At 48.1% G+C, this 2,540-nt stretch carries 2 protein-coding genes; both read left to right on the top strand.

The window, feature by feature from the left end; translation table 11 throughout:
• The coding region (locus tag J7R05_RS06925; RefSeq protein ID WP_208541734.1) for a hypothetical protein at nucleotides 1-607 on the top strand (607 nt) is incomplete at its 5' end.
• 135 nt (nucleotides 608-742) lie between these two features.
• Nucleotides 743-2,488, top strand: coding sequence for a hypothetical protein (locus J7R05_RS06920; RefSeq protein WP_208541733.1), 1,746 nt, complete (start codon nucleotides 743-745; stop codon nucleotides 2,486-2,488).
• Nucleotides 2,489-2,540: the final 52 nt, after the last annotated feature.

Genomic DNA, 2,540 nt, shown 5'->3' with positions numbered 1-2,540 from the left:
GTTTAAAGGAGGGCACGGCATCTATCTCAAGAGGGGACATGCTTTGTTAACAAATGTCACTATGACTTATAAAGGTCATGAGAAAAATACTACTTTCCTAAAGGTTGAGGCAACGAAGGTTTTCAATTCAAAGAATGAAAGGGTTTTAAACACGGCAGATATTAGGGTGACGGGGATTAAAATCGACGGAAAGGGGTATGGACAGGGGGTTTATGTGGCTAATGGGGGGCGTGTGATGTTACAAAGTGCGCTCCTTTCTAATGTCATAAATGGGGTGAGTGTGGCTAATGGGGAATTCTGGATGAAGGGAGGGGAGATTGCCTTTAAGGGAGACTACGGCGTTAGTCTCTCAACGGGGAAGGTTGTCTTAAAGGGTGTTATTATGGAGTATAAGGGGAATAACAGGGGCGCTAAGGGGGCTAATACTGCTTCTCCAAACTTCATCAAGGTTGAAGGAAAAGGGGCAAATCTTGTAGCAATAAAGGTGATGTTCACAGGAAATGAAGCACGACAGGGGGTAAGGGTCGCAAATGAGGGACATGTGACGCTAAAACATATGTTTTTTTGCATTGTGTGTGAGTGTTTTGTTTATTTTTTCTTGTTTTGAATAGAATGCCTTCAGGGGGATTTTGTTTAGGGGTTTGAGACGTTCAGGTATGGTTTTGTTTTGATTTTCTTTTTTTTAAAGAATAGTTTTTCTCTTTTAATCTGAAAGGTTTCAAGAGCATAGTGGGTTATGGTTATGCGTCGTGTGTTCAATCATCATGTTTGTTTGTGTGTGTTATCGACAGCTATTCTAGCTGGTCTTGCTCTTATGACTTCTCAGAATAAGGTCTATGCTGCACAGAATTGTGAGGGGGTGGATAGTGGTAGGGAGAATCAGCCAATTGTGTGTGATGGTGGGGAAAAGGGGACGGGGTGGGGTGTTGATGGTGGATGGGGTGAGCTGAGTGGTACGAATCGAAATATAGATATGAGTGGGCACCCTCGTGATGAGGCTGCTGTGACGGTGTACAATAAGAGTGGGGGGGAGACAAAGATTATGATAAAGAGTAAGCTGACGGTTAGGGATAGTAGGAGTAAGAATAATAATCCGGCGATTAAGGTGTATAATAAAGGGGAGTTGGCGTTGGTGGGGGGTGTTGATGTTACGGAGGTGAAGAAGGGGATAGTGGTTGATGGTAGAGGGTCTTCTGTTATGGTAATGACAGGATCGATTGGGGTGAAGACAGGGGGAGGTCCTGTGATTGAGGTGAAGAATGGGGGGGAGGTGATGTTGATGAAGGAGGTGAAGGTGACGGGGAGTGGGAATGTAAATGGGGTGGGGGTGTTGATCGAGAATGGGGGGAAGGTGATGTTGATGGAGGGGGTGACGATGAAGAATGTCAAAATGGGGATGAAGATTAAGGGGAATGGGAATGCGAGTGTAAAAGGGGGAGGGGCGACGATTGAGGTTGGGCAGAGTGGGACGGGGATGGAGGTGGAGGGGAATGCTAATGTGATGGAGCTTAATATTAATGGAAGTGGGGGAAAGGGGACGGGGGTGGTGAAGATGGGGGAGGGGACGTTGACGTTGACGAGTGTGAAGTTGATGCAGCTTGAAACGGGGGCAAGGGTGACGAATGGGACGTTGACGTTGAATGGGGGGTCGAAGATTGATGTTACGAGGGGTGGGACGGGGTTTAATGTGAGTGGGGGGAAGGTGGTGATGATGGGTGGATCGATTACGGGAAATGGGAGTGGGGGGACAACGGGGGTGGTGATTAATGGGAGGACGGCTAATGTGACGTTGGAGGGGGTGAATATTTCAAAGTTTGCAACGGGGGTGGAGGTGAGTAAGGGGACGTTGAAGTTGGAGGGGAAGACGACGATTGAGGTTGGGGCAGGAGGGAAGGGGATGGAGGTGGGTGGGAGTGGGACGGTGATGATGGGTGGGATGACGACGATTACGGTGAAGGGAAGTGGGACGGGGATGTATGTGACGGGGGGAGAGGTGACGATGATGGAGGGTGGGAGTTTGACGATTACGGGAAGTGGGAGTACGGGGACAACGGGGGTATATGTGAAGGGGGGGACGGCTACTGTGACGTTGGAGAGGGTGAATATTTCAAATGTTGGTGAGGGGGTGCAGATGGAGGCAGGTGAGAGCTTGACGGTGGAGGGGGGGACAAGGATTAATTTTACGGGGGAGTATGGGATAAAGCTGGGGAAAGGGGTGAGGGCTGAGTTGACAAAGGTGACGATTGAGGGAAGTGGGAAGGGGGATGGGGTGTTGATGACGGGGAGCACGGGGACATTGACGATGACTGGGGTAAATATTTCAAATGTTGAGAGGGGGATATATATGGAGGCAGGTGAGAGCTTGATGGTGGAGGATGGGACAAGGATTGAGTTTACGGGGGATTATGGGGTGTATGTGGGTAAAATTAATAATGAATTTTGCTCAAGTCATAATGCAAAAGTGGCTTTGTTTTCATGGGTTTTTTAATGCTTTTTTTGGCAAGTCATTACAAAATTTGTAAAGGATATAATGTATTAGA

Source organism: Bartonella capreoli (assembly GCF_902813205.1).
GTDB classification, from domain to species: domain Bacteria; phylum Pseudomonadota; class Alphaproteobacteria; order Rhizobiales; family Rhizobiaceae; genus Bartonella; species Bartonella schoenbuchensis.
The sequence above is the reverse complement of the archived record's forward strand: the minus strand, read 5'-3'. Positions and strand labels throughout refer to the sequence as shown.

What these genes read in the sequence shown, in the direction of transcription:
- J7R05_RS06920 (WP_208541733.1), top strand. Translation starts at nt 743, where the DNA reads ATGCGTCGTGTGTTCAATCATCATGTTTGTTTGTGTGTGTTATCGACA.